This is a genomic window from Desulfarculus baarsii DSM 2075, assembly GCF_000143965.1.
In the GTDB taxonomy this organism is placed as follows: domain Bacteria; phylum Desulfobacterota; class Desulfarculia; order Desulfarculales; family Desulfarculaceae; genus Desulfarculus; species Desulfarculus baarsii.
Map to the genome: position 1 here is coordinate 382,026 of NC_014365.1, position 24,518 is coordinate 406,543.

Below are 24,518 nucleotides of genomic sequence, written 5' to 3' on the forward strand. Positions count from 1 at the left end.
GGAGATAAAATGTCGGTGACCATTTATTATCAAAAAGACTGCGACATGGGCCTGCTCAAAGGCAAAAAGATCTGCGTGCTGGGTTATGGCTCCCAGGGCCGCGCCCACGCCAACAACCTGCACGATTCGGGCCTGGACGTGACCGTGGCCCTGCGCGAGGGTTCGGCCACCTTCCAGCGCGTGCAAGACGATGGCCTCAAGGCCGCGCCCGTGGCCCAGGCCGTGGCCCAGGCCGACCTGGTCTGCTTCCTGCTGCCCGACCAGGTCCAGGCCGACGTCTACAACGCGGTGGTGGCCCCCAACCTGAAAAAAGGCGCGGCCATTCTCTTTGCCCACGGCTTCAACATCCACTATGGCCAGATCGTGCCGCCGGCCGACGTGGACGTGCTGATGGTGGCCCCCAAAGGCCCCGGCAAGCTGGTGCGCGACCTCTACGTGGCCGGCCAGGGCGTGCCCTGCCTGATCGCCATCCACCAGGACGCCTCGGGCAAGGCCAAGGACTTGGGCCTGGCCTACGCCGCCGGCATCGGCGGGGCCCGGGCCGGCGTCATCGAAACCTCGTTCAAGGAAGAGACCGAGACCGACCTCTTTGGCGAACAAGCCGTCTTGTGCGGCGGGCTCACCGCCCTGATGAAGGCCGGCTTCGAGACCTTGGTCGACGCCGGTTACGCCCCGGAGATGGCCTACTTCGAGTGCATCAACGAGATGAAGCTCATCGTCGACCTGATCTACCAGGGCGGCATGACCAACATGCGCCGCTTCATCTCCGACACGGCCAAGTTCGGCGACGTCACCCGCGGGCCCAGGGTCATCGACGACTACGTGCGCCAGAACATGGAAGAGATCCTCACCGAGATTCAAAACGGCGAGTTCGCCCGCGAGTGGATCTTGGAAAACAAGGCCAACCGCCCGGTGTTCAACGCCCTTTTGCGGGCCGACGAGGCCCACGAGATGGAAGAAGTCGGCGCGCGCCTGCGCTCGATGATGAACTGGCTCTAGGCCTGAAAAACGTCGGCCGGGGCCTCGCCGCGAGGCCCCTTTGGCCCGCCCCCGCAAAATGCTTGAACCACGGGCCGGGGCGGGCTATTTTGCCTTTGTGACCAAAAAAACGCGCGCGCCTCCGCTGGCGGAAGCGCGCGAGGGGCCGTTTCGTCGCGGCCGTCGGGAGTTTTTCGCCCATGCCCAGCCTCATCGACAAGATTTGGGACGCCCACGTGGTCCTGCGCGAGCCGGGACGGCCGGCGCTGCTCTACGTCGACCGTCACCTGGTTCACGAGGTCACCTCGCCCCAGGCCTTCCAGGGCCTGCGCCTGGCCGGTCGCCGGGTGCGCCGGCCCGACCTGACCTTCGCCGTCTGCGACCACGTCGTGCCCACCGACAGCCGCCAGCGGCCCCTGGCCGACCAGGTCGCCGAGACCCAGCTGGCCGCCCTGGAGCAAAACGCCGCCCAGTTTGGCGTGACCTTTTTTGGCATGGAAGACCCGCGCCAGGGCGTCATTCACGTGGTCATGGCCGAGCAAGGGGTGATCCTGCCGGGCGCCACGGTCTTTTGCGGCGACAGCCACACCGCCACCCACGGCGCTTTCGGCGCGCTGGCCTTTGGCGTGGGCACCAGCGAGGTCGAGCATATCCTGGCCACCCAGACCCTGGCCCAGGCCAAGCCCAAGAGCATGGCCGTGCGTTTTGTCGGCCAATTGCCGGCCGGCCTTTCGGCCAAGGACATGGCGCTGGCCTTCATCGGCCAGGTGGGCGCGGCCGGCGGCACGGGCCATCTGGTCGAATACATGGGCCCGGCCGTGGAGGCCCTGTCCATGGAAGGCCGCATGACGCTGTGCAACATGTCGGTGGAGTGCGGGGCCAAGGCCGGCCTGGTGGCCCCCGATCAGACGACTTTTGACTATCTGCAAGGTCGGCCCTTCGCGCCCAAGGGCGCCGATTGGGACGAGGCCGTGGCCTGTTGGCGCGCGCTCAAATCCGACGCCGACGCGGTCTTTGACGCCGAGGTCGTCGTCGACCTCAGCGGCCTGGAGCCCCAGGTGACCTGGGGCATCAACCCCGGCCAGGCCACCGGCCTGAGCGGCCGCGTGCCCGATCCGGCGGCCATGGCCGACCCCGAGCAGCAACGGGCCGCCATCAAGGCCCTGGCCTACATGGGCCTGGAGCCGGGGCAAAAAATCGCCGACCTGGCCGTGGATTACGTGTTCATCGGCTCGTGCACCAACGGCCGCATCCAAGACCTGCGCGCGGCGGCGGCGGTGGTCAAGGGCCGCAAGGTCGCCCCGGGCGTGACGGCCCTGGTCGTGCCCGGCTCGGGCCTGGTGCGGGCCCAGGCCGAGGCCGAGGGCCTGGACCGGGTGTTCATCGAGGCCGGCTTCCAGTGGCGGCTGGCCGGCTGTTCGATGTGCCTGGCCATGAACCCCGACGTGCTGCCCAGCGGCAAACGCTGCGCCAGCACCAGCAACCGCAATTTCGAGGATAGGCAGGGCCGGGGCGGGCGCACCCATTTGTGTTCGCCGGCCACGGCCGCGGCCTCGGCCATCGCCGGCAGGCTGGCCGACGCCAGGACGCTCTAGGCGGGCGGGCCGGGGGGATCGGCTCCCCGGCCCGCGCCGTGACGGCGCGAGTGAATTCATGACCCACGCGCAACTGATCGACCTGGCGATGACGCGCATCGGCCAAGCCCTGACCGCGGCCCTGGCGCCGGGCGCGAGCGCCGTGCTCAGCCATGTCGCGGCCGACTTTTTCGGCCCGCCGGACGGGCTGGAGCGGCCAGAGGTGACGGTGGACGTGCAAAAGGCCGGCCGCACCATGGCCTTTGCCGGGGCCTTTGTCTGGCGGGATGGCCAGCGACTGGCCAGGGTCAGCGCCGTCTACAGGGTTCGACCGGCCGCCGAGCCGACAACCTGAGCCGGACGCCCCAGCGGGCGGCCGGCCCCCAAGGATGCGACCATATGGAAAAATTCGAGACTTTCACCGGCGTGGTGGCCCCCCTCGACGTGGCCAACGTCGACACCGACCAGATCATCCCCAAGCAGTTCCTCAAGCTGGTCGACCGGGCCGGCTTTGGGCAATACGCCTTTTACAACTGGCGCTTCAAGCCCGACGGCCAGCCCGACGAGGGCTTCGTGCTCAACCAGCCGCGCTATCAGCGGGCGCGCATCCTGCTGGCCCGTGACAACTTTGGCTGCGGCTCCTCGCGCGAGCACGCGCCCTGGGCCCTGGCCCAGTACGGCCAGGGGCTCGGGGTGGTCATCGCCCCCAGCTTCGCCGACATCTTCACCAACAACGCCTTTAATAACGGCATGCTGCTCATCAGCCTGCCGGCGGCGACGATCGACGAGCTCTTCGGGCGCGTGCGGGCCCACGAGGGCTACGCCCTGACCGTGGACCTGGCCGCCCAGCGCCTGAGCGGGCCCGATGGTTTCGCCTGCTCGTTCGAGATCGACCCCTTTCGCAAAGAGCGCCTGCTGGAGGGCCTGGACCACATCGGCCTGACCTTGCGCCATGAGGCGGCCATCGCCGCCTATGAGCAAGGCCGCCAAAAACCCTGGCAGGCCGCCGTGGCCAAATCTTGAACCAAAAAACGAAAGAACGCAGCCAAATGACCGAAAATATTTATGACATTGCCGTGATCGGCGGCGACGGCATCGGCCCCGAGGTGGTCGAGGCCGAGATCGCCGTGCTCGAGGCCACCGGCCTGGCCTGGAATTTCAGCAGCTACGAGGCCGGCGACGACTGCCTGGCCAGCCGCGGCCAGGCCCTGCCCCAGGCCACCCTGGACGGCGCGTTGGCCGCCCAGGCCGTGATCTTCGGCGCGGCCGGCGTCAGCGCCGCCGACGTGATTCTGCGCCTGCGCGCCGAGTTGGGCACCTTTGTCAATCTGCGGCCGTCGGTGGCCTACAAGGGCGTCAACTGCCTGCACCCCCAGACCGACATGATGATCGTGCGCGAAAACACCGAATGCCTCTACGCCGGCATCGAGGCCCAACTCACCCCGGAGGTCGTCACCGCCACCAGGGTCATCACCAGCCAGGCCAGCACGCGCATCGTCAACTACGCCCTGGAGTGGGCCCGCCAGGCCGGCGGCAAGAAAGTCACCGCCGTGCACAAGGCCAACGTCCTGCGCAAGACCGACGGCCATTTTCTGCAATGCTGCCGCGCCGCCGCCCGGCAATTCCCCGACGTGCCCTACGAGGAGGCCCTGGTCGACTCGGTGGCCATGCGCATGGCCATGCGGCCCGAGGAGTTCCAGGTCATCGTCACCACCAATCTTTTTGGCGACATCCTCTCCGACCTGGCCGCCGGGCTCATCGGTGGCCTGGGCATGTGCCCCAGCGCCAACCTGGGCCAGGCCCACGCCCTGTTCGAGCCCGTCCACGGCACCGCCCCGGATATCGCCGGCCAGGGCAAGGCCAACCCCAGTGCGGCCATCCTCTGCGGGGCCATGCTGCTGCGCCACCTGGGCCAGGAGCAATGGGCCGCCCGCGTCGAAAAGGCCGTGGCCGACTGCGTGGCCGACGGTCAGGCCACCAGCGACCTGGGCGGCAAGCTGCGCACCATGGAAATGGCCCGCGCCGTCATCGATCGGCTCTAGTAAGGACAGCGTAATGAAAAACTTCCCGCGCCTTTGCGCCCTCGCCACCCTGATCCTGCTGCTGGCCGCCGCCGGCGCGCGGGCCCAGGAGCAGACGCTCTATCAATACTCCACCCTCGACGCCCTGCTCGAAGGCGTCTACGACGGCCAACTGACCATGGCCGAGCTGCTGGGCCACGGCGATCTGGGCCTGGGCACCTTCAACGGCCTGGACGGCGAGATGGTCGTCATCGACGGCAAGGCCTACCAGGCGCCCTTCAGCGGCAAGGTCGAGCTGATGCCCGCCTCGGCCCGCACGCCCTTTGCCCAGGTCACCGCCTTCGCCCCCGAAAAGGCCTTCGAGGTCAAGGGCCCCATGGACATGGCCGGCCTCCAGGCCGCCATCGACAAGGCCATCGAAAGCCCCAACCTTTTTTACGCCATCCGCGTCAGCGGCGGCTTCAAGCACGTCACCGCCCGCAGCGTGCCCCGCCAGACCAGGCCCTATCCCCGCCTGGTCGAGGTGGTCAAAAAGCAGGCCGTGTTCCAGTTCGACGACGTCCAGGGCGACATCGTCGGCTTCCTCTCGCCGGCCTACGTCAAGGGCCTGGGCGCGCCGGGCTATCACCTGCACTTTCTGCGCGCCGACCGCCAGGCCGGCGGCCACCTGCTGGCCGTCGAAATCGAAAACGCCACCGTGCAAATCGACGCCATCCCGGGCCTGCGCGTTCAACTGCCCACCAGCGGCGATTTCCTGAACGTGGGCCTGGGCGACGACAAGTCCGCCGACCTGCACGAGGTCGAAACGAAAAAATAAGGCGTGGCCGCCCGGCCCGCCGCCAAAGGAGAAACACCGTGACGCGCGGCTTGTTGACCGAATTCGACCTGCATCTGTTCAACGAGGGCAGCCACAGCCGCCTGCACGCCAAGATGGGCGCGCATCCGGTGGCCGACGGTTGCCACTTCGCGGTGTGGGCGCCCAACGCGCGGTCGGTCCACGTCATCGGCGATTTCAACGACTGGGACAAGTCGGCCGTGGCCATGGAACTGCGGGGCGACTCCGGGATTTGGGAGGCCTTTGTCAAGGACGCGCGGGTGGGTCAGCGCTACAAGTATCACATCCGCTCGCGCTTCAAGGGCTACAAGGTCGACAAGGCCGACCCCTTCGGCTTTTATCACGAACAATCGCCAGCGACGGGCAGCGTGATCTGGCCGCGGGCCTACGAGTGGGGCGACGCCGCCTGGCTCAAGCGCAGGGCCAAGGCCAACGCCCACCGCGAGCCGATGAGCATCTACGAACTGCACCTGGGCTCGTGGCGCTTGAAGCCCGAGGAGGGCAATCGCTGGCTGACCTACCGCGAGCTGGCCCCGCTGCTGGTCGACTATTGCCGCGAAATGGCCTACACCCACGTGGAATTCATGCCGGTGATGGAGCACCCCTTCGGCGGCTCGTGGGGCTATCAGATCACCGGCTATTTCGCGCCGACCAGCCGCTATGGCTCGCCGCAGGATTTCATGTATCTGGTCGACACGCTGCACCAGGCCGGCATCGGCGTGGTCCTGGACTGGGCCCCCAGCCACTTTCCGGCCGACGAACACGGCCTGAAGTTTTTCGACGGCTCGCATCTGTTCGAACACGCCGACCCGCGCCAAGGACATCACCCCGATTGGGACAGCGCCATCTTCAATTATGGCCGCAACGAGGTGCGCTCGTTTTTGCTCTCCAGCGCCTTTTTCTGGCTGGAGTTCATGCACGCCGACGCCCTGAGGGTGGACGCGGTGGCCTCGATGATCCACCTGGACTATTCGCGCCAGCCCGGCCAGTGGATCCCCAACCAATACGGCGGCAACGAAAATCTGGAGGCCATATCGTTTTTGCGCCGGCTCAACGAAGACGCCTATCGCGAGATCCCCGGCGTGCAGATCATCGCCGAGGAGTCAACCGCCTGGCCCATGGTCAGCCGACCGGTCTATCTGGGCGGGCTGGGCTTTGGCTTCAAGTGGGACATGGGCTGGATGAACGACGTGCTCAAATACATGGCCCTGGACCCGGTGCATCGCCGCTATCACCAAAACGACATAACTTTTCGCAGCATGTATCAATACGCCGAGAACTTCGTGCTGCCGCTGAGTCACGACGAGGTCGTCCACGAAAAATCGACCCTGATCGGCAAAATGCCCGGCGACGAATGGCAAAAGTTCGCCAATCTGCGCCTGCTGCACGGCTGCATGTTCGCCCAGCCCGGCAAGAAGCTGTTGTTCATGGGCGGCGAATTGGCCCAGTGGCGCGAGTGGGACTACGAAACCAGCCTGGACTGGCATTTGCTGCAATACCCCCCGCACCAGGGCGTGCAACGCTGGGTGGCCGACCTCAATCGCTTCTACGCCGCCGAGCCGGCCATGCACCGGCTCGACTGCGAGCCCGGCGGCTTTCAGTGGGTCGACTGCGCCGACGCCGACCAGAGCGTCCTCACGTTCCTGCGCCTGGACGGCCAAGGCCGGCAGGTGCTGGCCGTGTTCAACTTCACGCCCGTGCCGCGCCACGGCTACAACATCGGCGTGGACGTCGGCGGCCCCTGGGTCGAGGCGCTCAACAGCGACGCCAGCCAATACGGCGGTTCGGGCCTGGTCAACGGCCCGCTGGTCGAGGCCTGGCCCGGCCAGGTCCACGGCCGGCCATATCACTTGAGCCTGACCCTTTCGCCGCTGGCGCTGATGCTCCTGCGCCCGGCCGGCCAACAATAGGCCCCGGCGTCAAAAACCCAAATGCCGCGGCGTGCGCGGGTAGGCGATGACATCGCGGATGTTGCCCGCGCCGGTGATCATCAGCAAAAAGCGCTCGAAACCCATGCCGAAACCGGCGTGGGGCGCCGAGCCGAAACGCCGCGTGTCCAGATACCACCAATAATCCTCGGCGCTCAGGCCCAACTCACCCATGCGCGCCTCCAGCACGCCTAGGCGCTCCTCGCGCTGGCTGCCGCCGATCAGCTCGCCCACCCGGGGAACCAGCAGGTCCATGGCCGCCACCGTGCGGCCGTCATCGTTTTGCCGCATGTAAAAGGGCTTGATTTGCTTGGGATAATCGAAAACGATCACCGGCCGCCGGAAATATTCCTCGCACAAAAAGCGTTCGTGCTCGGTCTGCAAATCCGCGCCCCACTGCGGCGCGTACTCCCATTGCCGGCCAGCTTTTGCCAGAATATCAATGGCCTGGCCATAGCTCACCCGCTCGAAAGGCCCCTCGACCATGGCCGCCAGACCGGCCAGCAGGCCCGGTTGCACAAAGCGCTCGAACAAGGCCAGATCCTCGCCGCAATCGGCCAAAACACGGCGCGTCAAATCCTTGGTGAAATCCTCGGCCAAGGCCATGTCGTCGGCCAGATCGGCAAAGGCCATCTCCGGCTCGATCATCCAGAACTCGGCCGCGTGACGCGGCGTGTTGGAGTTTTCCGCCCGGAAAGTCGGCCCAAAGGTGTACACGTCGCCCAAAGCCAGGGCGAAAGGCTCGGCCTCCAACTGCCCCGAAACCGTCAACCCAGCCTGCCGACCAAAAAAATCCGCCGCCAAATCAACCTCGCCCGGCGGCAAGGTCGTCACGCGGAACATCTCGCCGGCGCCCTCGCAGTCGCTGCCGGTGATGATCGGCGTGTGCACCCAACAAAACCCGCGCTGGCCAAAAAACTCGTGCACCGCCAGCGCCGCCCGTGCACGAATACGAAACATCGCCCCATATTTGTTGGTGCGCGGACGCAAATGGGCGATCGTGCGCAAAAACTCGTCGCCATGCCGCTTCTTCTGCAAGGGATAGCTCTCCGGGTCGGCCACGCCCAGCACCCGCAGGCCCTCGGCATGCAGCTCCCAAGCCTGGCCCTTGGCCGGCGAGGCCTGGTGACGGCCCACAACCTCCAGGGCCGCGCCCGTGCTCACCTCGCCCAAGCCCCCCCACGCCGCCGAATCCTCCGCCACCAGCACCTGCAAGTTGCCCAGGCACGAGCCGTCGTTAATCTCCAGAAAAACCAGGCCCTTGGATTCGCGCCTGGTGCGCGCCCAACCCCGGATCAACACCAAACCCAGCGCCTCCGTCGCCGCCAACGCCCGCCTTACCCGCGTCCTGTCCATGCCAAAACCCCCTTTCTCTCCAGACGCCTATTGTAACCCAGGAAAACCTAAGAAAAACCTCGCGGGGGGAACCTTTTTCTTTTGTGCCAAAAGAAAAAGGTTCCCCCCGCACCCCCCTCCAAAAAGAAAAGCACATGGTTCGATTGCTCCGCAATCGAACCATGCACATTGTCTTTTCGCAGCGCGGCCGCGTGGGTAATCTTGTTGCTCTGCATTCCATGAAATTGCTTCGCAATTTCATGGCATAAACAAAAGCACCTTTCCCTCTTAACTCTTTTCTTTTTCCGGGGGCAACCAACCTTGGCCGTAGCTCCCGGTGGGCCGGCGCCCGGCCTGGCAGAGCGGGGCCGGTGCCCGGCCAGGCAAGGCGGGTCGAGTAGGCCGCAATGACACCTACCCTCCGTAGCTCCCGGTGTGAGGCCGCTATCAAAGCAGCCGCGACGACGAAGCTTATTGTTCTTCTTTCTTCTTTCTTCTTTCTTCTTTCTTCTTTCTTAAATCTTCTCTTTTTCCGGGCACAACCAACCTTGGCCGTAGCTGGCGCGCGCCCCGCGCGTCAGCTTCCAGTAACGCCACCGGCAACCGGCAACAATCTTCGCGGCGCGGCAATGCTCAGGACCGATCCTATGGTCGTCATACCTACAAACACGAAACTAAAAGTCGGCCACCTTGCTTTGCGGGGGTGGGGTGGGGCGCGGGGCGGGCGAGGGGGCGGTTTAGCGTAAAGAGCCCCCTCCCCGCCCCGCATGGCTTTTGCTTATTCTTTTTCTTTTTTTTCTTCTTCTTCTTCTTGATTTTTCTTCTTGATTCTTATTTTTCTTCTATCTTCTTTCTTCCGCCTTCGCCTTTGCCTTGTTCTTACCTCAAATCTTGATCTTCCACATTTTCAAGCCGACCACATCGCTTCGGCCAAACCCAACCAACACCAGCCGTGGGCGTGCCGCGTCACTAACCGATAGCGCGCAGCTCAATCTCCACGCGACGGTTTTGCTGGCGATTTTCGGGGCTATCGTTGGGCAGCAGGGGGCTTTGGTCGGCCATGCCCCGGATGTGCAGGCGTCCGGCGGGCACGCCGTGAGCGGTGAGGGCCCTGGCCACGGCGGCGGCGCGGGCGGCGCTCAGCTCCCAGTTGGAGGCGAACTGGGCCGTGCTGATGGGCAGGTCGTCGGTGTGTCCGGTGACGATGACCTGGCATTGGGGGTTACGCAGGACCACCGGGGCCAAGCGGCCCAGGGTTTCGGCCATGACCGGCTTGAGCAGGGCCTGGCCCAGGTCAAAGGTGATGTTTTCGGGCAGGCGGATGACCAGGCGGCCTTCGGCGGAGGTGATTTGCAGGCCTTCGGCGGGTTGGCCGGCCGCGCCGGGCATGCCTTCGCCGGCGGCGGCGCGCAGTTGATCCAGCAGCGAGTCCAGGCTGTTTTCCTCGGTGGCCACGGCGTCGGCCGGGGTGGCCGTGCTGGCGCTGACCATGGTCAGCAGGGCGCGATCGAGGGTGACGCCTCGATCCACGGGTTGTGGTTCGGGGGTGGGCTGGGGCGCGGGCTGATCGGCCAGGGCCGGGTCGCTTTGGCCGGCGCTAGCCAGGGCCAGGGCGGCGCGGCTGAGGTCGTCGGGGGCGGCCTGGGCGTTGGGCAGGCCTGGCGCGGCCGGGGCCGACGCGATCTGGGCGGGCTCGGCGGGTTCGGCGATCTCGACGGCGGCCTGTTGGGCCGGCCCGGGCTGGTCCGTCGGTTTTTCGTGGCCGGAGAGGCTGTAGATCAGTACGAAAAAGACCAGCAGCAGGCACATCAGGTCGGAAAGCGACAGGTAGAAGCTGGGGCTTTCCTCGCCTTGGGCGAAGCGGGCCAGAGGCCGCAGGCGACGGCGGACGATGGTGTCGCTGTCGGCGGCGTTGGCGTTGGCCCGGGGCTCTGCGTCCGTGGCTTGGGGTTCCGTGGCGGGCGCGGCTTCGGGCTCGGGCCGTGGCGGCCCGGCCAGGGGCATCAGGTCGAGGGCGATGCCGTCAGCGCTCATCGCTCACCTTCCGCAGCCCGGCGGCCACCGCCCGCAGGGATTCCAGCGCGCCCTTGATGTTGAGGCGTGGGCCGGCGGCCTGGGCTTCCTCGGCGTAGCGGAACGAGGCCAGGCGGGCGGCCACGGCCGAGGCGTTGGTTTCTTGGGCCAGGGCCACGGCGCCTTCGGTGATCAGGGCCATCTCGACGGCCTCGGCGCGGTTGTGTTCCTTGAGCTTGCGCTCCAAGGGCAGCACGACCAGGTTGGCGATCATCAGGCCGTAGAAGGTCGTCAGCAGGGCCACGCTCATGCCCGAGGCCACGGCGGTGGGGTCGCTGAGGGTATGCAGCATGCGGATCAGGCCGATCATCGTGCCGGCCAGGCCAAAGGCCGGGGCCAGGCGGCCCATGAACGAAAGCACCGCCCGTTGAGATTCGCGGCGGGCCAGGAAAAAGTCCATTTCTTGTTCGAGGCGCTGGGCGATATCGGCGGCGGGCCGTTCGTCGGCGACCATGGCCACGGCCATGCGCAGGAACTGGTTGTCGTTGCCTTCGGCCAGCTCCTCCATGTGGCGCACGCCGCGAAAACGGCGCAGGCGTCCCAATTGATAAAAGAGTTCGACCAGTTGCCGCGCGCTAAGCACCTTGGCCTGGCGCAGGCCCGACATCTGTTCCCACAGGCCCAGCAGGGTGGTTCGCGGAAAGGCGACCCAGGCCGCCGACAGCGTGCCGCCCAGCACCAAGAGCAACCCCAGGGGATTGAAGAACATCAGCAGGCTGCCGCTGGCCCAGAAGGCGACGAGCAGGGCCACGGCCACGGCGGCCATGATGAGGTAATTTTTGCGGCTCATGGGTTTTCCTCCGGGTTGGTTTGCCTTGGCCTGAAGGCATTCAAGTTGCGTGCCAAAATCACGGCATCGAACATTTTGGGCTAACATGGCGTGATGGCGGGCTTTTTGCTATGATGGCCGTTGTGTTGGTCCGCCTTGGCGGCTCGGCAGTTATTGCCTTGCCGCCAAAAAGAGGCGTGCTTCGCCAAAAAATTGACGAGCGCCACCCTTTCGCCGGGGCGGCTTATCGGCGTAGAATCGGGCCAAGGTCGTTGAGCGTGACAGAGGGGAGGCCGCCGTGAGTGAGTTGAAAGTGACCATCGCCGTCGATGAAGCCGTCAGCCTGGAGGCGGCCTACAGCCCGTTGGAGGGGGCCAGGGGCGCGGCGGTGGTGTTGCACCCGCACCCAAATTATGGCGGGAGCATGGATAACAACGTGGTATGGGCGTTGACGCGGGGGGCGCTGGCCGCCGGCTGGAGCGCGTTGCGGTTCAATTTTCGCGGCGTGGGCCGTTCCACGGGCCGCCACGGCGGCGGCGCGGCCGAAGCCGAGGATGTCTTGGCCGTGGCCGGTTGGCTGGCTCAGCGGCAAAAGGGCCCTCTGGCGCTGATGGGCTACAGTTTCGGCAGTCTGATCGGTTCACTGGCCGCGACGCGCCTGACCGGGTTGGCCTGTGGGCTATGGGCTTCTCCGCCCTTGGTTTTGGGGGAGTTGGCGCCATGGCCGGTCCAGGCCGGGCCGCTTTTGATCATGGTGGGTTCGGCCGACGAGTTCACCGACGTGGGCCGCTTGGAGGCTTATTGCCGCCAAACGGGTGCACGCTGCCGCCTGGAGGTGAGCAAGGGCGGCGATCATTTCTGGTGGGGTGGTGAGAGTGTACTGACCCAGGCTTCGCGGGGGCTTTTGCTGTCGGCCTCCGGGCCGGCGGTGTAGTGATTCATTATTCAACATTTAGTGCCAGGCTTCGTGATCCGCCACAACATCTGGAAAATAATCTTGACAGGCCAGGTGATGGTTTGATAGTCTCGCCGGCAAGGGTTAATGCACCATATCAATCCTGGGCGTACGCCCGCGGCGCCCCCCATCGAGCCCGGGAGCGTGCTCTATCGCAGAGCAGAATCCGCGCGGGGGGCGGCATCCCCATCAGAGAGCCATCCTCGGCTTTCTCCCCACCCCGCTCAGGGCCGGTCCCCCCGGCCCTGAACCTTTTTTTGCGAGCGTGGCCGTCTTGCGCGGGGCGAGGAATCGTGCCACGATAAGGGAATCTGTGATTTTGCCAGGCGGAGCGCGGATGGAAGATCGCCCCCAAGTCATCGATGAGTGCGTCGCGCAGTTGCGCGAGGTGGTGCAGGAGCTGGAAAAATTCCGGCAGATCGTCGACACGGCCCAGGACGCCGTGGTCACGGTCAACCAGAGCCAAGAGGTGGTCTTCATGAACCGGGCGGCCGAGAAGATGTTCGGCTACGCCCGCGAGGAGTTGCTGGGCCGCGACATGGCCCCGCTGATCCCGGCCCAATTCCGCCGCAGCCATCATTCCTACATCGAGCGCCTGGCCCGCACCGGGCGTCAGAAAACCATGGGCCACCCCATGCAGTTGCAGGCCGAGCGCCGCGACGGCGGCGTGTTGCCCATTCATCTGACCTTCAGCGTGGCCGAGGTCGACGGGCAATACCTGTTCACGGCGATCATGCGCGATCTCAGCGAAAAGCAGGGCCTCACCGAAAAGATCAAGCGTTCCGAAACGTTGGCCGTGGTCGGCCAGATGGTGGCCACCGTGGGCCACGAGATTCGCCAGCCTTTGACCTCCATCGGCGGTTTCGCCCGCCAGCTCACCAAGGAGACCGGCATCTCCGAGCCCGGCAAGCGCAAGCTCCAGATCATCATCGACGAGGTGGCCCGCCTGGAGCACATGCTAAACGAGCTAAACGACCTTTCGCGGCCCACCGAATACCGCTGGCAAGAGGCGAGCCTGGCCGACATTCTTGGCGGCGTCCTCGCCAGCCTGGCCCCGGACCTGGCCGGCGCGCATATCCAACTGGTCATCGACGACAACCTGCCTCCGGTCTTGGCCGATCCCGACCGCATCGGCCAGGTGCTGCGCAACATCATCATCAACGCCATCCAGGCCAGCGGGCCGGAGCCCAGGCTGGAGATCGGCCTCGATCAATCCTCCGACGGCGGGGCGCGCCTGCGCGTGCGCGACCACGGCGCGGGACTGGGAGTCAACGCCGCCGGCCAGGTCTTCAAGCCCTTTTACACCACCAAAAAGGGCGGCACCGGCCTGGGCCTGCCCGTGGCCCGGCGCATCGTCGGCGACCACGACGGCAAACTGACCCTGGCCCCGGCCCAGGGCGGCGGGGCCGTGGCCACGCTCAAGCTGCCGCCGGCCCACGGTCGTCGGCCCGGCCAGGCGGGGCCCGACGAGGCTTGAACATTTCGCCGCCGGCGTTATAATCCCTGACATCCGCTCGTATTATCGATTTTTCTGGGGGCTGTGATGGCCATTTTGCCCATTTGCAAATACCCCGACCCGGTCCTGGCCGAAAAATGCGCCGAAATCGACCGCGTCGACGATGAGTTGCGTCGTCTGGCCCAAGACATGATCGACACCATGTACGACGCGCCGGGCGTGGGCCTGGCCGCGCCGCAGGTGGGGCGGGCCATCCGCATGGTGGTGGTCGACACCGCCGAGGACGACAAGCGCGGCACGCCCATGGTCTTGATCAACCCGCGCGTGGTGGCCAAGCGGGGCCAACTGGTCTGGGACGAGGCCTGCCTGTCGGTGCCCGACTACCGCGCCGACGTGGTTCGCGCCTCCGAGGTTGTCGTCGAGGCCGGCGACCTGGAGGGCAACGACCTGCGCATTGAGGCCGAAGGCCTCACCGCCGTGTGCCTGCAGCACGAGATCGACCACCTGGACGGCGTGCTGTTCCTCGATCATATCAGCAGCCTGAAGCGGGCGATGTACCGCAAGCGGCGGCTCAAGCAACTGCGGCGCGACGGCCAGTGACGGAAAAAAGCCTGCGCCTGGTTTTCATGGGCACGCCGGCCATGGCCGCGCCCTCGCTGGAGGCCGTGGTGGCCGCCGGCCACCGCGTGGAGCTGGTGATCACCCAGCCCGACCGGGCCCAGGGCCGCGGCCGCAAGCTGACGCGCGGGGCCGTGGCCGCCGCGGCCGAGGCCTTGGGGCTCGTCGTGGCCCAACCCGCGACCATGGCCGAACTGATCAGCCTCACCGCCCAGGCCCGGCCCGAGCTGGTGGTGGCCCTGGCCTATGGCCGGCTGTTGCCGCCGGCGGTGTTGCAAATACCGCCCCTGGGCGCGCTCAACGTGCATTTTTCGCTGCTGCCGGCCCTGCGCGGGGCCGCGCCGATCCAGCGCGCGGTGCTGGCCGGCCTGGAGCAAAGCGGCGCCAGCGTCATGTTCATCGACGAAGGTCTGGACACCGGCGACATCGTTTTGCAGGAGCCCACGCCCATCGAAGCCCAGGACACCGCCGGCAGCCTGGCCGAGAGGCTCGCGCGTCAGGGCGCGGCGTTGCTGGTGCGGGCCATGGCCCAGATCGCCGCCGGCCAGGCCAAGCGCCGCCCGCAAGATCACGCCCTGGCCAGCCACGCCCCCCGCCTGACCAAGGACGAAGGCCTCATCGACTGGGCCCGCCCGGCCCGCCAACTCGATTGCCACGTGCGGGGCATGGACCCCTGGCCCGGCGCTTTCTGCCCCACGCCGGCCGGGCCGCTGCGCCTGTTCGGCCCGACGCTGGTCTTGCCCGACAACCAGGCCGCCCCGCCGGGCCTGATCCTGGCCCCGCCGGCCGCCGCCCCCAACATGTTGACCGTCGCCTGTGGCCAAGGGGCCCTGGCCGTGGGCCACGCCCAGGCCCCGGGCAAGCGCCGCCTGCCCGCCGCCGAGTTTCTGCGCGGCGCGCGCCTGGCCCCGGGCCAATTCTTGTGCGGCCCATGAACCCTCGCCTGACCGCCCTGGATGTCTTGGTCCAACTGGAAAGCTCACCCAAGCACCTGGACAAGCTGCTGAGCCGCGCCTTTCAGCGCCACCCCGCCGCCCAGGCCCGCGACAAGGCCATGGCCACCAACCTGACGCACACGGTCTTGCGCCACCGGGCCTGGCTGGATCACCTGCTGACGCCCCTGGTCAGCCGGCCCCTGGCCAAACTGGACGCCCCTGTGCGGGCCGCCCTGCGCCTGGGCGCGGCCGAGCTGGTTGTCTTGGCCACGCCGGCCCACGCGGCGGTGGGCGCCACGGTCGAGGCGGTCAAGGCCGGCCCGGCGGCCAAGGCCAGCGGCCTGGTCAACGGCGTGTTGCGCGCCCTGACCCGCGCCTTGCCGGCGGCGGCCCAGGCCGAGCCGCCCGGCGATGAACTCGATCGCCTCTGCCTGAGGCATTCGCACCCCCGCTGGCTGCTGGAGCCGCTGGCCCGGCGCTTTGGCCTGGAGCAAGCCGCGGCCTGGGCCCAGGCCAACCAAAGCCAGCCGCCGCTGTGCCTGCGGGTCAACGCCCTCAAGGCCTCGCCGGCCCAGGTGGCCGAGTCGCTTGCGCCCGTGTGCGAAGCGGTCGAGGCCCATGCCCTGGCCCCCGAGGCGCTGATCGTGCGTGGCGCGGCCGGGCCGTTGTGGGATCTGCCCGGTTTCCGCGAGGGCCTGTGGCAGGCCCAGGACGCCGGGGCCCAGGCCCTGGGCCGGCTGCTGGGCGTCGGGCCTGGCATGACGGTGTTGGACCTGTGCGCCGGCGCGGGCGGCAAGAGCGGCCACCTGGCCGCGCTGATGGCCAACCAGGGCCGCATCGTGGCCGTGGACGACTCGGCCGGCCGGCTGGAGGCCCTGGCCGAAAACATGGCCCGGCTGGGCGTGACGATCGTCGAACCGGTGCTGGCCGACGGGGCCGCATGGGATGGCGGCGGCCGGCTTTTCGAGGCGATTTTGGTCGATGCGCCGTGCAGCGGCCTGGGCGTCATCGGCCGGCGGCCCGACATCCGCTGGCGCAGGAGCCCGGCCGACAGCGCGGCCATGGCCCGAATTCAACTGGCGCTGGCGCGCAACGCCGCCCGTTTGCTGGCCCCCGGCGGGGCGCTGGTCTATTGCACCTGCACGGTGGCCGAGGCCGAAAACGAAGGCGTGGCCCGGGCGCTGTTGGCCGCGCGGCCCGAGCTGCGGCCGAGCTGGGCCGGCGCGGAGGCGGCTGGCGAAATGATCGGCGCGGACGGTTTTTGGCGCAGCTTTCCCCGGCCGATGGCGGCGGATTCATTTTTCGCCGCCAGGCTGGTCAAGGCCTGAACGCGCCTCGGTGCTTCAGCCAGGCCGGGTCTTCCATGAGGTCGTTGATGCGGCGGACCAGGGGAGTGCCGTCGTTGAAGATGTCGACGACGTTGAGGCAGGCGAAGTCCTGGTCGATGCGGAAGATGCGCTCCAGCGGCGCGCCGAGCATGCGCGTGAGCAAAATGCGGTTGACGCCCGAGTGGGAGACGACGCGGAACTCGCCGCCGCGGTGATCGGCCACGATCTGCTCGAAGGCCGGCATCACCCACCACCAGAATGGCCATCTGCCAATTCCATCGACCAAACGCGCCCACGCCATCTCCCTGGCGTTGACAGTATTTAAGGGCCTATTTATAATAATATATTGTCATAGCTGGCGGGGTCGCTCTTTGGCTTCGGCCCCGGTCCGCTTCAGAATCGCGTGGCCAGCCAAGCCAACGTCCGAGGCCAAGCCATACGCATAATTATGCCGCGGCGTGAGCGTCGGCCCACATCGCCGGCCGGCGCCGTGACACCATGCGCGCCGGAGGCTTTTTTGGGGCCCTTGTCTTGGTGCGGCTTAGATTTTCATGGGGGGGGGTGGCGTTTCAACCACCCAAAAAATAATGCTGCTGAACGATCTCACCGCTAAAGCAAACAAATACCAGTCATTGATCAGCGCGGCCATGCAGCGCGTGCTGGCCAGCGGCTGGTTTGTTCTGGGCCCGGAAGTGGCCCGCTTCGAGCAGGACTTCGCCGCCTATCTGGGCCTAGACCACTGCGCGGGTCTGGCCAACGGCACCGACGCCATTGAACTGGCCCTCAAGGCCATGGGTGTTGGCCCCGGCGACGCGGTGGCCACCGTGGCCAACGCGGGCATGTACACCACCACCGCCGTACTGGCCAGCGGGGCCGAGCCCTATTTCATGGACGTGGACCAAAAGAGCATGGCCGCGACGCTGGAACAGGTCCGGCTCGCCGTGGAGCACGGGGTCAAGGTCGTGGTGGTGACCCACCTCTACGGTCTGATCATCCCCCAGATAGCCTCCATCGCCGACTTCTGCGCCCAGCACGGCGTGCCGCTGCTGGAAGACTGCGCCCAGATCCACGGCGCGCGGCTGGACGGCAAGGCCGCCGGCAGCTTTGGCGACGCGGCCTGCTTCAGCTTTTACCCCACCAAAAATCTGGGCGCCCTGGGCGACGGCGGCGTGGTTGCCACCAACAACGCCGACTTGGCCGCCAGGGTGAAGCTGCTGCGCCAATACGGTTGGACGAGCAAATACCGGGCCGAAGTTCCCGGCGCGCGCAACAGCCGCCTCGATGAATTGCAAGCGGCCATTCTGTCGGCGCTGCTGCCCGAGCTGGACGCGGCCAACGCCAGGAGGCGCGAAGTCGCCGCCCGCCTGAGCCGGGGCATCGCCCACCCGGAGGTGGTCACGCCGCCCGAGGGTGGCCCCGAGTACGTGGCCCATCTCTATGTCGTGCGCTGCCCGCGCCGTGAAGCTCTGCGCCAGCATCTGCGCGCCAATGGCATCGCCTCGGAAGTGCACTATCCCATCGCCGACCACCGTCAGCCCCTGTTCGGCGAGCGCTTCGCCCATGTGCGGCTGGCAACCACCGAACGCCTGGTCGACGAAATCCTGACGCTGCCTTGCTACCCGGAGATGAGCGACGCCCAAGCCGATCAGGTTATCGCGGTGGTGAATAATTGGTCAATATAACCTATTCCCTTGTCATCCCGGTTTATCTGAACCAATCATCCATCCCGCGCCTGCTCCAGGCGCTGGAGGAGATGCACCAGCGTCTGGACCGGGAGCTGGAAGTTGTTTTCGTCGTCGATGGCAGCCCCGATCAGTCCTACGCGCTGCTGCGCGACGCCCTCCCTTCGCTGCCTTATCCCGCGCAGTTGCTGGGTCATTCACGCAACTTCGGCTCGTTTCCGGCCGTCCGCAGCGGCTTGCTGGCCGCCCGTGGCCGCTACTTCGCCGTCATGGCCGCCGACCTGCAAGAGCCGCCCGAGCTGATTTTGGACTTTTTCCGGGCGCTGAAGGCCGACGAGTGCGACGTGGCCATCGGCACGCGCAACTCGCGCAACGACCCGCCCTTGAGCAGGCTGGCCTCGAGCCTGTTTTGGGGCCTCTACCGCCGCGTTATCGCCCCGGAAATGCCCGAGGGCGGCGTGGACGTGTTCGGCTGCGACCGGGCCTTTCGTGATCAATTGCTGCAACTGGAGGAGTCGCGCTCGTCGCTGATCGCTTTGATCTTCTGGCTGGGCTTTCGCCGCAAGCTGGTCGGCTACGACCGCCGCGAGCGCCAGGAAGGCAAGTCGTCCTGGACGCTGCGCAAAAGAATAGACTACATGCGCGACAGCATTTTCGCCTTCAGCGATTTGCCCATCCGTCTGCTGATGCGCCTTGGCGTCATCGGTTCGGCGTTGTCGCTGTCCCTTGGCGCGGTGATCATCCTCGCCAAGCTCCTTGGCGTGATTCAGGTGCCTGGCTACGCCGCCACCATGCTGGCCGTGCTCTGCCTGGGCGCGCTGAATCTGCTGGGTTTGGGCCTGGTCGGCACCTACGCCTGGCGAGCTTACGAAAACAGCAAGCAGCGGCCGTTGGCCATCGTGTCCATGCGGATGAGCAACCATCCGCCACGCGAACCGGAGAAAGGCTGAGATGACGCGAATTCATCCCACGGCAATCGTTTCGCCCGAAGCGCAACTTGGCGCCGATGTGGTCATCGGCCCCTTTTGCGTGGTTTACGACAACGTCATCATTGGCGATGGCTCGGTCATTGAGGCTTTTTGCGAGATCGGCTATCCCACGCCCAGGGCCGACGGCAAGCCGCTATGCATCGGCAAGGGCGGCCGTATCAGGTCGCACAGCCTATTTTATGAGGGATCGACCTTTGGCGACAACCTGATCACCGGCCACCGCGTCACCGTCCGCGAAGGCACCACGGCCGGCGAAAACCTGCAAATCGGCACTCTGGATGACATCCAGGGCTCCTGCGTCATCGGCGATTTCGTGCGTTTCCACAGCAACGTGCACATCGGCCAGCTCTCGACCATCGGCGATTTCGTCTGGATATTTCCCTACGTGGTGCTGACCAACGACTCCCGGCCGCCCAGCGAGCACCTGGTCGGCGCGAGCATCGGCGATTACGCGGCCATTGCCACGATGTCGGTCGTCTTGCCCGGGGTGAAGGTGGGCGCCAACACGCTGGTGGGCGCCCACTCGTTGGTCGGCAAGGACGTGCCCGACGGCATGGCCGTCAGCGGCTCGCCGGCAAAGATCATGTGCGAGGCCAGCCAGCTAAAGCTCAAAGACGGCACCGGCCGTCAGGCCTACCCGTGGATCAACCATTTCCGCCGTGGCTACCCCGAGGAAGTCGTCAGCCGCTGGCTCGACGAACTGCAGGCGCGGCAACAACAGCGCGAGGCGTAAGCGTGCAAAGCTCAAAGCTGTGCCATTTGTGCGCCGGGGCGACGATCGCGGCCTCGGCGCGGCTGGGCGATCACGTCGTGGTCTATCCCGGCGCGACGGTCGCCGACGATTGCTTGGTGGCCGGATTCACTCAACTGTGGCCCGGAGTCCGCCTGGAGCGAGGCGCCTGCCTTGGCCCCGGCGTGACCATTCAACCGCCAGACGAAGCTGACGCCAGCACCGTCAGCTTTGGCCCCAACTGCCGGATCGGCGCCAACGCGACGATCCTGCGCGGCGTGCGCGTGGGCGAGGGGGCGGTGGTGGAGCCCGGCTCGGTGGTTGCCCAATCAGTGCCGCCCCACGCCATCGTTTCCGGCGCGCCGGCCAGGATCACCGGCTACGTGGACAGCCGCTCGGCCCAACAGGTTCTCGCCTGGCGCGGCCAGGCCGAGGTTCAGGAGACGGGCGCGGTGGTGCGGCTGGACGTCGGCGATGTGACGTTGCATCGTTTGAGCCTGGTGCACGACCCTCGTGGCGACCTGGTCTTCGGCGAATTCGCCAGGGACATCCCCTTCGCGGTCAAGCGCTATTTCATGGTTTTCAACGTGCCCAGCGAGAAGGTGCGCGGCGAACACGCCCACCGCGTTTGCCACCAATTCTTGATTTGCGCCAAAGGCGGTTGCGCCGTGGTTGTCGATGATGGCGCAACCCGCTGCGAGGTTTTTCTTGATTCGCCAGACTTGGGCCTTTACCTGCCGCCCATGACCTGGGGAACACAATATAAATGCTCCGGCGACACCCTGTTGTGCGTTTTTACTTCCCACTACTACGACCCCGCGGACTACATCAGGGACTACGCCGAATTTTTGGCCCTGGTCCACAAAAGCCCGAACAATGCGGCTTGAACAGCTGCTCCGACGCACGCCGCGCTGGCTGAGGTTTATCTTTGGCGGAGGTGTCAACACCGTCTTCACCTACGGCGTGTACCTGGCCCTGAACCTGATCATGACCTACCGCTGGGCTTATCTCATCGCCTATGTCCTGGGGGTTGTCTTCGCCTATTATTTCAACGCGGTTTTTGTGTTTGACGTGCGGTTGTCCTGGAAAGGCCTCTTCGCTTATCCGGTGGTTTACATCGTTCAATATGGCGTTTCGGCCTTGCTGCTGGAAGGGCTGGTGAAGGCGCTGGACATGAGTCCCAAGCTGGCGCCCCTTGTCGTCATCGTGGTCATGATTCCGATAACCTATTTCTTAAATAAATATGTTTTAAAAGCCTCTGAAAAAACAGTCGCGCCGAGCGGCAAGATCATCGATAAATGAGTGCGCGCCGGGGCTGTTTTATCCAAAACCGGCCGAATGGATTCTGATTTGCGAAGGCCCGTGCAAGAGAATAGGTTCCAATTGTTTTTTGGAGACTATGATGACTGGTGGCCCCACGAATTATTCTTTGAGCGATATTCTCGCCCGCATTATCAAGATATCGGCATCATTGGCCGCGATCACGGTCGCCTTGTGGTTTGCCTTTTCGTTGTATGGCCAGGTGGTGTTTGTTGTTGACGTAACGTCCGACACTAAAAGCGTGTCTCAATTATTCTTTAAAGGCGATGGCGAAGAGTATTCGCAAATAATGTCAGCTACGCTGATCATCAACGTCGAACGACAAGAATTGGCATACAAAGTTGGCGCGGGGCTGTCTTGCACCGCCTTGCGCTGGGATCCGGCCACCAAAGGTGGCATGTTTATTATCCATGGGGCCTGGATCGAATACCTGGGACGACGTTTTTACATCGACATCAAGCGGCCAGCGGGCATAGACCAAATCAAAAGTTATGTCGCACGGCCAGGCGGCATCGTGGTCATCGCCAAAGCCACGGCAACGGACCCACAAATTCATTTTGACCCGCGGATCCACAGACTCATCGCCTGGCAGCTAGCCTTGAGCACCCTGCCCGTTCTTATCATCGGCGTCGTCGTCTGCCTTCTTCACTTTTTCCGGTCGCGCCTCGAGGAATTCGAACAGGCCGGCGTCAGATTGTTTCAAAACTTACTCGACGACGGTCTAACGCTAAAGCGGTTTGGTGTGTTCCTGGCCATGGCCATGGCCATAAATCTTTATAGCCTCGCCAATTTTACTTTATCGACCGACGATGAGCTGGCGGCCCTCAGGCTTAATCCGGTCGGCTGGGTCGCCCAGGGACGGTGGTTCGCCTATCTGGTGGAGAAATATCTGCTGCCCCAGCCCGTGCTACCCTATTTGCCGGAACTGATCTTCAACGTCACAATCGCGTTTTCCTACATGCTCATCGTGCGTGGTCACAACCTCAGCTTCAATTGGCGCGTCTATCTGGCCTTTCCCATCTTCTGCACTTTTCCGACATGGCCGTTTTTGTCCGGCTTCTGCGCCAACCTGCCTTCGGCGGGACTTGGCCTGTTATTCATTTCGTTGGCGTTTTATATTTTCGTCCGCAGCAACTACAGCTTCACTAACGCGGCCAGCGCCCGCTGGACAATACTCTCCATCGCCGTGCAGTCGTTGCTTATCGCCATGGCCTTTGCGGCCTATCAGTCCCTGTTTTTACTCTATGTCGCCGCTGGCTCTGGGGCCATTTTGCTGCGGCTCATCGCCCCCGACGAACAACCGGATGTCCATGTAAAATTAGCATTCTCCACTTTCATTCGGCTTATGTTGACCGGCCTGCTCGGCTTCATGCTATATCTTGCCATCAACTTCCTGTTCCAACGCTTTTTCGCCACTGGCTCGGAATATATCGCCGGCTTTTTCCGGCCTGATCATTTTTTCAATGACCCGTCACGAGTTCTCAAGCTTGTTCTTTCCGAAGCGCTGACGTTTTATTCTGGGTCGGCGCGAAAATTCAGCGACAACCTCACCGCGGTCATGGCGCTGTCCGTGGCGGCCTGCGCCTGCGTGGTTCTCAAAAGCCTGCCCCAGCCCAAGAAACTGCTTTCGAGTCTGTTCTTCTTTTCAGCGACGCTGCTGGCCCCCTTCGCTTTGACCCTCGCCGCCGGTGGGGTCGTCCCCAGCCGAACCTTCGTCTCCCTGCCTTATGTCGTCTGGCTGCTGGCCATCGTCACGCTCACGGCCAAAAGGGCCTCCGCCATCTTTATCTGCGCCGCCATCGTCATTGCGGTGACGTTTCAATCCATCAGGACCACGAGTCAATACGCGGCGGCCAGCTCCATCACCCTGGCCCGCGACAAGGTCCTGGCCGCCGACATTTATCGCCGCATGGCCGAACTGGGCTTCGACCCCAAGCAGCAACTGGTCATCGACGTGTTCGGCATCTCCGAGTTCAACAACATTTTTCCGCGCCGGGAGGGGCTGGGCTCGTCGTTTTTCGAATGGAATCAAGTGGGAAACGTCAGGCGCATCGGTTCCCTGTTGACCATGCTCGGTTACGGCAACGTAAAAGGTCTCGGGAACGACCTACGGCCGAAGTACACGGACGCCTTCAAGAAAATGCGGCCGTGGCCAGCGGTTGGCTCCGTGGCCAAGGTCGACGGCGTGTTTTTGATCAAGCTTGGTGACACACCCGACAAAATGCACGAGTGAACTTTAAAAAAGCCCCGAAAGGCGAAAAGCGAGTTGAGCCGCGGCGACGCGGCCAGGCCAAACGCGCCTCAGTGCTCCAGCCAGGCCGGGTCTTCCATGAGGTCGTTGATGCGGCGGACCAGGGGCGTGCCGTCGTTGAAGATGTCGACGACGTTGAGGCAGGCGAAATCCTGGTCGATGCGGAAGATGCGGTCCAGCGGCGCGCCGAGCATGCGCGTGAGCAAAATGCGGTTGACGCCCGAGTGGGAGACGACGCAGACCTCGCCGCCGCGGTGATCGGCCACGATCTGCTCGAAGGCCGGCATCACCCGCCGGGACATCTCCTCCAGCGATTCGCCGCCGTCGATTTTGAAGTTGGCCAGGTCTTCGTAGCGGGCCTTGAGGGCGTCGGGGTATTTCTCCATGATTTCCTTGAAGGTCAGGCCTTCCCAGACACCCAGGTTCAGTTCGCGTAGTTCGCGCACGGCCACCGGCCGCAAGCGGGCTTTTTGCGCGCGGCCCACGGCCTCGGCGGTGGTCAGCGAGCGCGAGAGATCCGACGAATAGATGGCGTCCAGGCGCGTTTCGGCCATGCGCTCGGCCACCAGGGCCACCTGGCGCTGGCCGCGCGGGGTCAGGCCGACATCCATGTTGCCGTAGACCCGGCCATCGGCGACGCCGCGCACTTCCGGGTGCCGCCAGAGGTAGACGCGGGTGTGTTTTCGTTGCTGCCGGCGTTGCATTTGTGGTCAAAGCTCCCGTGGCGTAGCGGTTTTGTGG

At 65.1% G+C, this 24,518-nt stretch carries 23 protein-coding genes; 18 read left to right on the plus strand and 5 right to left on the minus strand.

From position 1 onward, the window contains the following. The first annotated feature begins 15 nt into the window (after nucleotides 1-15). The 7 genes from ilvC (at nucleotide 16) to glgB (ending at nucleotide 7,318) form a co-directional block, all read left to right on the plus strand. Nucleotides 16-999, plus strand: coding sequence for a ketol-acid reductoisomerase (gene ilvC, locus DEBA_RS01695; RefSeq protein ID WP_043814911.1), 984 nt, complete (start codon nucleotides 16-18; stop codon nucleotides 997-999). A gap of 179 nt (nucleotides 1,000-1,178) precedes the next feature. After that, entirely contained in the window at nucleotides 1,179-2,573 is a 1,395-nt protein-coding gene (gene leuC, locus DEBA_RS01700; protein ID WP_013257171.1) for a 3-isopropylmalate dehydratase large subunit, read from the plus strand. A gap of 58 nt (nucleotides 2,574-2,631) precedes the next feature. Then, a complete protein-coding gene (locus tag DEBA_RS01705; protein WP_013257172.1) occupies nucleotides 2,632-2,907 on the plus strand; it encodes a hotdog domain-containing protein in 276 nt (91 codons plus the stop codon). Nucleotides 2,908-2,951: 44 nt separating this feature from the next. Beyond that, complete coding sequence (gene leuD / locus DEBA_RS01710; protein WP_013257173.1) at nucleotides 2,952-3,575, plus strand: 3-isopropylmalate dehydratase small subunit; 624 nt, start codon at nucleotides 2,952-2,954, stop codon at nucleotides 3,573-3,575. A gap of 26 nt (nucleotides 3,576-3,601) precedes the next feature. Then, the gene (locus DEBA_RS01715) at nucleotides 3,602-4,594 is read left to right on the plus strand and encodes an isocitrate/isopropylmalate dehydrogenase family protein (protein ID WP_013257174.1); all 993 of its coding nucleotides are present in this window, start codon (nucleotides 3,602-3,604) and stop codon (nucleotides 4,592-4,594) included. A gap of 13 nt (nucleotides 4,595-4,607) precedes the next feature. Then, nucleotides 4,608-5,390: an acetolactate decarboxylase gene (gene budA / locus DEBA_RS01720; protein ID WP_013257175.1), complete on the plus strand. Its 783-nt coding sequence runs from the start codon at nucleotides 4,608-4,610 to the stop codon at nucleotides 5,388-5,390. A 38-nt stretch (nucleotides 5,391-5,428) separates the two neighbouring features. Continuing rightward, nucleotides 5,429-7,318 (plus strand): 1,4-alpha-glucan branching protein GlgB, encoded by a 1,890-nt coding sequence (glgB, locus tag DEBA_RS01725; RefSeq protein ID WP_013257176.1) that lies wholly within the window; start codon nucleotides 5,429-5,431, stop codon nucleotides 7,316-7,318. A gap of 9 nt (nucleotides 7,319-7,327) precedes the next feature. Here glgB and asnS read toward each other — a convergent pair whose 3' ends face one another. The 3 genes from asnS to DEBA_RS01740 form a co-directional block, all read right to left on the minus strand. Continuing rightward, complete coding sequence (asnS, locus tag DEBA_RS01730) at nucleotides 7,328-8,692, minus strand: asparagine--tRNA ligase (RefSeq protein WP_013257177.1); 1,365 nt, start codon at nucleotides 8,690-8,692, stop codon at nucleotides 7,328-7,330. A gap of 948 nt (nucleotides 8,693-9,640) precedes the next feature. Next, nucleotides 9,641-10,705 carry an OmpA family protein gene (locus DEBA_RS01735; RefSeq protein WP_013257178.1) on the minus strand — a complete coding sequence of 355 codons (1,065 nt, stop codon included), beginning with the start codon at nucleotides 10,703-10,705 and terminating at the stop codon, nucleotides 9,641-9,643. After that, complete coding sequence (locus DEBA_RS01740; RefSeq protein WP_013257179.1) at nucleotides 10,695-11,534, minus strand: motility protein A; 840 nt, start codon at nucleotides 11,532-11,534, stop codon at nucleotides 10,695-10,697. Before DEBA_RS01740 ends, DEBA_RS01735 begins: the two co-directional genes overlap by 11 nt. A 277-nt stretch (nucleotides 11,535-11,811) precedes the next feature. Here DEBA_RS01740 and DEBA_RS01745 point away from each other — a divergent pair, with 277 nt between their 5' ends. The 5 genes from DEBA_RS01745 (at nucleotide 11,812) to rsmB (ending at nucleotide 16,805) form a co-directional block, all read left to right on the plus strand. Then, nucleotides 11,812-12,447 carry an alpha/beta hydrolase gene (locus DEBA_RS01745; RefSeq protein WP_013257180.1) on the plus strand — a complete coding sequence of 212 codons (636 nt, stop codon included), beginning with the start codon at nucleotides 11,812-11,814 and terminating at the stop codon, nucleotides 12,445-12,447. A gap of 358 nt (nucleotides 12,448-12,805) precedes the next feature. Next, nucleotides 12,806-13,945: a two-component system sensor histidine kinase NtrB gene (locus tag DEBA_RS01750; protein WP_013257181.1), complete on the plus strand. Its 1,140-nt coding sequence runs from the start codon at nucleotides 12,806-12,808 to the stop codon at nucleotides 13,943-13,945. Between the two features lie 66 nt (nucleotides 13,946-14,011). Continuing rightward, nucleotides 14,012-14,524 carry a peptide deformylase gene (gene def, locus DEBA_RS01755; protein ID WP_013257182.1) on the plus strand — a complete coding sequence of 171 codons (513 nt, stop codon included), beginning with the start codon at nucleotides 14,012-14,014 and terminating at the stop codon, nucleotides 14,522-14,524. Then, nucleotides 14,521-15,477, plus strand: a complete 957-nt coding sequence (gene fmt, locus DEBA_RS01760; protein WP_013257183.1) for a methionyl-tRNA formyltransferase — start codon at nucleotides 14,521-14,523, stop codon at nucleotides 15,475-15,477. Before def ends, fmt begins: the two co-directional genes overlap by 4 nt. Continuing rightward, nucleotides 15,474-16,805: a 16S rRNA (cytosine(967)-C(5))-methyltransferase RsmB gene (gene rsmB / locus DEBA_RS01765; protein WP_013257184.1), complete on the plus strand. Its 1,332-nt coding sequence runs from the start codon at nucleotides 15,474-15,476 to the stop codon at nucleotides 16,803-16,805. Before fmt ends, rsmB begins: the two co-directional genes overlap by 4 nt. On the opposite strand, the gene DEBA_RS01770 is transcribed toward rsmB, so the two are convergent. Beyond that, nucleotides 16,795-17,049, minus strand: coding sequence for a histidine phosphatase family protein (locus DEBA_RS01770; protein WP_050762194.1), 255 nt, complete (start codon nucleotides 17,047-17,049; stop codon nucleotides 16,795-16,797). The genes rsmB and DEBA_RS01770 overlap by 11 nt on opposite strands. A gap of 343 nt (nucleotides 17,050-17,392) precedes the next feature. Between DEBA_RS01770 and DEBA_RS01775 the strand changes: the two genes are divergently transcribed. From DEBA_RS01775 to DEBA_RS01800, 6 genes are all read left to right on the plus strand, one after another. Next, nucleotides 17,393-18,487, plus strand: coding sequence for a DegT/DnrJ/EryC1/StrS family aminotransferase (locus DEBA_RS01775; RefSeq protein WP_013257185.1), 1,095 nt, complete (start codon nucleotides 17,393-17,395; stop codon nucleotides 18,485-18,487). Further along, nucleotides 18,484-19,437, plus strand: coding sequence for a glycosyltransferase family 2 protein (locus DEBA_RS01780; RefSeq protein ID WP_043814926.1), 954 nt, complete (start codon nucleotides 18,484-18,486; stop codon nucleotides 19,435-19,437). Before DEBA_RS01775 ends, DEBA_RS01780 begins: the two co-directional genes overlap by 4 nt. Before the next feature lies 1 nt (nucleotide 19,438). Then, on the plus strand, nucleotides 19,439-20,209 hold the full coding sequence (locus tag DEBA_RS01785) for an acyltransferase (RefSeq protein WP_013257187.1): 771 nt from the start codon (nucleotides 19,439-19,441) through the stop codon (nucleotides 20,207-20,209). Between the two features lie 2 nt (nucleotides 20,210-20,211). Next, complete coding sequence (locus DEBA_RS01790) at nucleotides 20,212-21,093, plus strand: WxcM-like domain-containing protein (protein ID WP_013257188.1); 882 nt, start codon at nucleotides 20,212-20,214, stop codon at nucleotides 21,091-21,093. Next, nucleotides 21,083-21,508, plus strand: a complete 426-nt coding sequence (locus DEBA_RS01795) for a GtrA family protein (protein WP_013257189.1) — start codon at nucleotides 21,083-21,085, stop codon at nucleotides 21,506-21,508. The genes DEBA_RS01790 and DEBA_RS01795 overlap by 11 nt, the downstream gene beginning before the upstream one ends. 127 nt (nucleotides 21,509-21,635) lie before the next feature. Then, on the plus strand, nucleotides 21,636-23,759 hold the full coding sequence (locus DEBA_RS01800; RefSeq protein ID WP_187288578.1) for a glucosyltransferase domain-containing protein: 2,124 nt from the start codon (nucleotides 21,636-21,638) through the stop codon (nucleotides 23,757-23,759). A gap of 68 nt (nucleotides 23,760-23,827) precedes the next feature. Here DEBA_RS01800 and DEBA_RS01805 read toward each other — a convergent pair whose 3' ends face one another. Further along, the gene (locus tag DEBA_RS01805) at nucleotides 23,828-24,481 is read right to left on the minus strand and encodes a histidine phosphatase family protein (protein WP_013257191.1); all 654 of its coding nucleotides are present in this window, start codon (nucleotides 24,479-24,481) and stop codon (nucleotides 23,828-23,830) included. Nucleotides 24,482-24,518: the final 37 nt, after the last annotated feature.

Excerpts from the sequence above, each read along its gene's own strand:
- budA (WP_013257175.1), top strand. The coding sequence starts at position 4,608 with ATGAAAAACTTCCCGCGCCTTTGCGCCCTCGCCACCCTGATCCTGCTG.
- DEBA_RS01770 (WP_050762194.1), bottom strand. The coding sequence starts at position 17,049 with ATGCCGGCCTTCGAGCAGATCGTGGCCGATCACCGCGGCGGCGAGTTC.
- def (WP_013257182.1), top strand. The coding sequence starts at position 14,012 with ATGGCCATTTTGCCCATTTGCAAATACCCCGACCCGGTCCTGGCCGAA.
- DEBA_RS01805 (WP_013257191.1), bottom strand. The coding sequence starts at position 24,481 with ATGCAACGCCGGCAGCAACGAAAACACACCCGCGTCTACCTCTGGCGG.
- leuC (WP_013257171.1), top strand. The coding sequence starts at position 1,179 with ATGCCCAGCCTCATCGACAAGATTTGGGACGCCCACGTGGTCCTGCGC.
- DEBA_RS01785 (WP_013257187.1), top strand. The coding sequence starts at position 19,439 with ATGACGCGAATTCATCCCACGGCAATCGTTTCGCCCGAAGCGCAACTT.
- DEBA_RS01750 (WP_013257181.1), top strand. The coding sequence starts at position 12,806 with ATGGAAGATCGCCCCCAAGTCATCGATGAGTGCGTCGCGCAGTTGCGC.
- DEBA_RS01735 (WP_013257178.1), bottom strand. The coding sequence starts at position 10,705 with ATGAGCGCTGACGGCATCGCCCTCGACCTGATGCCCCTGGCCGGGCCG.
- DEBA_RS01775 (WP_013257185.1), top strand. The coding sequence starts at position 17,393 with ATGCTGCTGAACGATCTCACCGCTAAAGCAAACAAATACCAGTCATTG.
- DEBA_RS01705 (WP_013257172.1), top strand. The coding sequence starts at position 2,632 with ATGACCCACGCGCAACTGATCGACCTGGCGATGACGCGCATCGGCCAA.
- DEBA_RS01740 (WP_013257179.1), bottom strand. The coding sequence starts at position 11,534 with ATGAGCCGCAAAAATTACCTCATCATGGCCGCCGTGGCCGTGGCCCTG.
- rsmB (WP_013257184.1), top strand. The coding sequence starts at position 15,474 with ATGAACCCTCGCCTGACCGCCCTGGATGTCTTGGTCCAACTGGAAAGC.
- leuD (WP_013257173.1), top strand. The coding sequence starts at position 2,952 with ATGGAAAAATTCGAGACTTTCACCGGCGTGGTGGCCCCCCTCGACGTG.
- DEBA_RS01795 (WP_013257189.1), top strand. The coding sequence starts at position 21,083 with ATGCGGCTTGAACAGCTGCTCCGACGCACGCCGCGCTGGCTGAGGTTT.
- asnS (WP_013257177.1), bottom strand. The coding sequence starts at position 8,692 with ATGGACAGGACGCGGGTAAGGCGGGCGTTGGCGGCGACGGAGGCGCTG.
- DEBA_RS01715 (WP_013257174.1), top strand. The coding sequence starts at position 3,602 with ATGACCGAAAATATTTATGACATTGCCGTGATCGGCGGCGACGGCATC.